This window comes from Paenibacillus darwinianus (assembly GCF_000598065.1).
Classification (GTDB): Bacteria; Bacillota; Bacilli; order Paenibacillales; family Paenibacillaceae; genus Paenibacillus_I; species Paenibacillus_I darwinianus.
Map to the genome: position 1 here is coordinate 10653 of NZ_KK082208.1, position 4915 is coordinate 15567.

6 protein-coding genes, 1 tRNA gene and 1 pseudogene are annotated in these 4915 nt (G+C 57.6%); 2 read left to right on the top strand and 6 right to left on the bottom strand.

The features are described 5' to 3' along the window. Positions 1–252, bottom strand: a 252-nt coding sequence (locus tag BG52_RS13760; protein WP_144340835.1) for a divergent polysaccharide deacetylase family protein, incomplete at its 3' end; no start/stop codon positions are given. Between the two features lie 231 nt (positions 253–483). On the opposite strand from BG52_RS13760, the gene BG52_RS13765 reads away from it, so the two are divergent. Continuing rightward, positions 484–570 (top strand) — tRNA-Leu (locus tag BG52_RS13765). Between the two features lie 95 nt (positions 571–665). Here the strand turns inward: BG52_RS13765 and BG52_RS16575 are convergent. From BG52_RS16575 to BG52_RS13780, 4 genes and pseudogenes are all read right to left on the bottom strand, one after another. Next, positions 666–818, bottom strand: a pseudogene (locus BG52_RS16575) (xanthine phosphoribosyltransferase); the annotation flags it as partial. Positions 819–852: 34 nt separating this feature from the next. After that, positions 853–1083: a hypothetical protein gene (locus BG52_RS13770; RefSeq protein ID WP_036586158.1), complete on the bottom strand. Its 231-nt coding sequence runs from the start codon at positions 1081–1083 to the stop codon at positions 853–855. A gap of 96 nt (positions 1084–1179) precedes the next feature. Further along, positions 1180–1521, bottom strand: a complete 342-nt coding sequence (locus BG52_RS13775) for a hypothetical protein (protein WP_036586160.1) — start codon at positions 1519–1521, stop codon at positions 1180–1182. 80 nt (positions 1522–1601) lie between these two features. Beyond that, positions 1602–2174, bottom strand: a complete 573-nt coding sequence (locus BG52_RS13780; protein ID WP_036586162.1) for a xanthine phosphoribosyltransferase — start codon at positions 2172–2174, stop codon at positions 1602–1604. A gap of 722 nt (positions 2175–2896) precedes the next feature. Here BG52_RS13780 and BG52_RS13790 point away from each other — a divergent pair. Continuing rightward, entirely contained in the window at positions 2897–3925 is a 1029-nt protein-coding gene (locus BG52_RS13790) for a YkvI family membrane protein (RefSeq protein WP_036586165.1), read from the top strand. 2 nt (positions 3926–3927) lie between these two features. Here the strand turns inward: BG52_RS13790 and BG52_RS16215 are convergent. Beyond that, a partial coding sequence (locus tag BG52_RS16215) for an ATP-binding protein (protein WP_397310158.1) occupies positions 3928–4915 on the bottom strand: 988 nt, incomplete at its 5' end.

Sequence of the window (4915 nt, forward strand, 5' to 3'; positions counted from 1 at the left end):
GAGCCACGATTTTACGCCTTTTTTCGGCTCCATCGGCAGGTGGATAATCACATCGTGGTGCAGCTTGTGTGCGGCCTCCGCATCCCGCTTCGTCATGGGCAGGAAAGGCATGACCGCTGCCGTAAAAGGCACGGGCAGCCGCAGCATATCCTCCGTACCGCTCATACCGTTGCCGAAGTCATCTATCACGATCGCTGCCCGTCGCTGCTCGCCGGTCGCCGCCGAACCGGCGGTGATAAGGGAGAAAGCCATGATCGGCTCGGCTGCGGCAATTACGATCAAAGCTTTGATTAAAGCGCGTCTGATATGGTAACCGAACATAACAAAGTCCCCCTTTCACCGAAATCACCTTCATTTTGCTTCGCTGCAAGGGTTAATATGTACCGGCCGTCGGGCTGATTTATCTGAATAATTTTACTTTTTCGCTCACCTTGACTTATTCGTACGGCACATGCTAAGATGAGTATCGTTCCAGCAAGACATGCGGTCGTGGCGGAATTGGCAGACGCGCTAGATTCAGGTTCTAGTGGTGTAACAGCCGTGGAGGTTCGAGTCCTCTCGACCGCACCAACCCATCAAACCAACAGGGGTTCAGCTCACCGGCTGAACCCTTTTTCATGGTTATTCATGGGCTGATGTTTCAACCAACCCGCCCGGTTTTGCTTCTATAATTCGAGAAAGGCAGCTTCACCGTTATCGAGCGAGGCGATGCGGGCTAACGATTCAACGCGGTAACCAAGCTCCTTGAGCCGGCACCGGCCGGGCTGAAACGATTTTTCGATCACGATGCCGATTCCGGCCACCGTTCCTCCGGCCTGCGCCTTGCATCATTCGAATCGAATCATACTACGCTCAATCGCTGGCCGGCGTTTCATCCGACGCAACGCGCGGCTCATCGGCCGGGCGGTAATCGTAAATCCGGCTGAGCTTGACGACTCGGCGGTTCGGCTTGCGGATCATGACCGAATCGTTGTCCCAGGCGACAACAATGCCGACCACATCGTTCATTTCCAGCCCGTCGCGGACGACGCGCACCTTGGTGCCCTGCAGCCTGTACCGGTCAAGAACGTTTTCCTCTATCATGGTCTGTGCCTCCTCTCTCGCATTGTTCCCGAATACCAGAAAAAAAGACCTGCAATGAGACGGGTCGTCTCAATGGGTCTCATAGGATGATTGCTATTATGCGTTTTCTTCGTTGGCCACTTGCTCACGAGCATCGTTCGTTTCATACCATTCGTCCAAAACTCGCGACGACATGACGCGATTCTCGATATATTCGACCTGGCGCTCGGTAAACTGGGAACGCCATTCAACGTTCAACTCGCCAGCCAGCTTAACGATCGTTAACAACTCGGACCAGGCAACGTATCTTTTGTACCAGAAAAACTGCGGATGCTCGATCATATAAGGGTATAAATCGTCGAATTCTGTATGTTTGCAATCAAGCGCACGTTCAAAGTGTACCTTGGCATCGGACAGCTTCGTCTCAAAAAAATCTGCGGACAGCTCCAATTTCTCCATATTCCCTCTGCCTCCCCTCGACTCACTTGATTCTATTATAAATGAAAAAAGCGCAGACGAAAAGAGTTGGAAGCTGGGACTTACTGCTCAAATGTAATTTTGCCGCCTTCCAAAGACGCGATTTTCACCAAAGATTCGACACGAATGCCTTGTTCCCGGATCGTCCGCCCTCCGGCCTGGAACGATTTCTCCACCACAATGCCTAGTCCTGCAAGCTCGGAACCGGCCCGCTCGATGATCTTAATCAGCCCGCGCGCCGCGTCCCCGTTCGCAATAATATCGTCGATAAACAACACTTTGTCGGAGGGCGTCAAATATTGCCGGGACACCATAATATCCGTCACGATTCCTTTGGTGAACGATGGTACCCGTTCGGTGAGCGCGTCGGGATCGGCGATCAGCGTTTTTTTGCGACGGGCAAACACAAGCGGCACGCCAAGCGTCAACGCCGTAGCGAATGCGACAGGGATGCCGGACGATTCCACCGTGATCACTTTCGTTATATGCACCTCTGCGAACCGGCGCGCGAATTCCCGGCCCATCTCCATCGTCAGCACGGGATCCACCTGATGATTCAGCAGTCCGTCCAGCTTCAGCACGTCCTCCGTCATGATCGACGCTTCCTTCAAAATACGTTCCTTCAACATGTCCATCGTCTCACGATCCTTCCACGGTAAATCCTTTTCGTTAAGGTAACATAGCTTCGTGCACCCATGCAAGGGATTGTAGGCGGTTAAGCAAAAAAGTCTATACATAAACAGAAAACATGGATATGAGCACAAATTATGAGCGGCGCTACGCAGATCGGGGGCTTACGGTGCACCTGTCGCCGACAAAGAAAAGTAAAATCGCACGAGCGGCATTGAGCCTCGTGTCCGCTGCTTTGTTGGCCGGCTGCGGCGTCGATGCGCTGGGCGGCCCCTCCGCCTCGAAGGCGAACGTCGAGGAGCATGAGGCCGGTCGCGGCTTGCCGGCAAGTCTGCAGGAACGAGATCGGCGGGCTTGTGTTCATCGAAGTCCACGGTTCGGGGACTGCCACGGGCATCGGCGGCTTGAGGATCGGAGACGATCAGGCACAGGCGCTCAAGACGCTCGGCAAGCCTGACCGGCAACCGGCTCCGTCATCGGATACAAGGGCGACGGAGCGCTGTTGAAGCTGGATATGGAGCCCAGGGAGCACACGGTATTGTCGGTTAACTGTTTGCCGACGAGGATTGAGCTGTTAATGCCTGTATGAGGCGCTTTGGCACCGGTTGGTGCCGGGCGCTTGTCATGCCTGTCCCCGGGCGCGCATAGGATGAAAGGAGCAAGCCCGGACCGGTCACGCCGCCGGCTGCTTTGATCCACGCACGATGCGCGAACGGGGGCGGTAAGGATGAAGCCGGTTAAAGTGCTGCAAATCGCTTTTACGTATATGGGGACCGTGGTCGGCGCGGGCTTTGCGACCGGTCAGGAAATCCTGCAGTTTTTTACCCGGTTCGGATATTGGGGAACGGTCGCGATCGGGTTGGCTACCGTTCTCTTTGTATGGCTTGGCGCCAAAATGATGCTCATTGCCGCCGATATCGGCGCCAAATCGTATGAGGATTTGAACAAGACGCTTTTTGGCGAACGGGCCGGAAGGCTTGTGAGTCACTTTATGCTGTGCGTGCTGCTCGGCGTCAATGCGGTCATGCTGGCCGGCGCCGGCTCCATTTTCAACGAGCATCTCGGCATATCGTATCAGACGGGCCTGCTGGTGACGATGATCGGCTGTTATTTGCTGCTCCGCAAAGGGATGAACGCCATCCTGACGGTCAACGCAATCGTCGTGCCGGTTATGCTCGTGTTTACGGTGCTCGTCATCCTCGATACCCTGCGCTCGCCGGGCGCCGAACGTTGGCTGCAGCTCGAAAGCGATCATTCGCCGTGGGCCGCATGGGCATCGCCTGTGCTGTACGCCGCTTTCAACCTGTCGATGGCGCAAGCGGTGCTCGTGCCGCTCGGCAAAGAAATCGGCGACCGCCGGACAATCGTTGCCGGGTGCTGGGTGGGCGGCATCGGCATCGGCTTCATGCTGCTGGCCGGGCATATCGCGCTGTCGGCTTACATGCCCGGCATCACGCAGTTAGCCATCCCGATGGGCGGCATTGCCCGCGAGCTGGGCCAGAGCATTCAATGGATCTACCTGTTTCTTATTTTCGCCGAGATTTTAACCACGCTCATCTCAGACGTGTACGGCCTTACGCTTCAGCTTGAGGAGCGGCTGGGATGGTCCAGACGGGTCATCGTGGCCGCCGTGCTGCTCGTCTGTTATCTTATCAGCCAGATGGGCTTTGGCCCGCTGCTGTCGACGCTCTATCCGCTTTTCGGCATGGTCAGCTTGGGCTGGCTCTATCTGATGATCCGGAGGAAAGCCGGATAGGATCAGGACAATGCGACCGTCTTGGCCTGTGGCATGACATCGGTTAACGCGCTTGCGATGTGGTCGTGGCACGTCAGCAGAATGAGCTGCCGGTCGGTCGACAACCGATCAAGCACGCCCGCAGCGGCGCGCAGCCGGCCGCCGTCGAAGTTGACGAACAGGTCGTCCAGCAGCATGGGCAGCGGTTCCTGTGATTCCACGGCGTCGGCAAGCGCCAAACGAAGCGCGAGGTAGATCTGCTCAGCCGTCCCTCTGCTGAGGAATGAAGCGTCGACGATGGCTCCGTCGGCGTTCTCGAGACGGATCGTCCCTTCGCCGGGCGGCGCGATGATCCGCACATACCGGCCCTCCGTCAATTGTGCGGCCAGACGGGAAGCCTCCCGCAGAACCGCCGGTTGCCGCTCATCCTCAAGCCGTTTCTTCGTGCGCCTGATGAGCGCCGTCATAACGGCAAGCTCCGCATAACGCGCGCTCTCGCTCTGCAGCTTGGCTATCGCGCTTTCACGCTGCTGCAGCAGATGCCGGCGGTCATCCTCCCGCTTTAATTGCTCGGAGGTCTGCAGCAGCCGGCCCCTTTGCTCCAGCAGTGCGGCATGCCGCTTGCGGCTGTCGCCCAGCGCCTCTGCGGCCTTTTTGTCGGCCGACGCCAGAGACGGCTCGTCTTGCTCGCGCAGCTGCTTGTCGAGCAAGCTCCGTTTATCCGCAGTCATCCCGGCGGACAGCTCCACCTCCAGCCGGATGGCTTCATCCTGCAGCCGCCTGGCCTGCCGCGCTTCCGCCAGCAGCCGTTCCCATTCGGTCTCGTCGGCCGCATCCGCCTCGCCAAACCATAAAGCGGCCTGCTCATTGTGCCGCGTACGCTTCGCGAGCAGCTGCTCCCGCTGTTCCCGCAGTTCTATCAACCGTTCCTCCAGGCGATCCCACGACTGCTTTTGGACGGATTGCTTCTGAATCGCCGTCCGCAGCCACTGCACGGCCGCCGCAGGCTCG

Coding starts and splice junctions, on each gene's coding strand:
- BG52_RS13770 (WP_036586158.1), bottom strand. CDS start 1,083: ATGATAGAGGAAAACGTTCTTGACCGGTACAGGCTGCAGGGCACCAAG.
- BG52_RS13775 (WP_036586160.1), bottom strand. CDS start 1,521: ATGGAGAAATTGGAGCTGTCCGCAGATTTTTTTGAGACGAAGCTGTCC.
- BG52_RS13780 (WP_036586162.1), bottom strand. CDS start 2,174: ATGGACATGTTGAAGGAACGTATTTTGAAGGAAGCGTCGATCATGACG.
- BG52_RS13790 (WP_036586165.1), top strand. CDS start 2,897: ATGAAGCCGGTTAAAGTGCTGCAAATCGCTTTTACGTATATGGGGACC.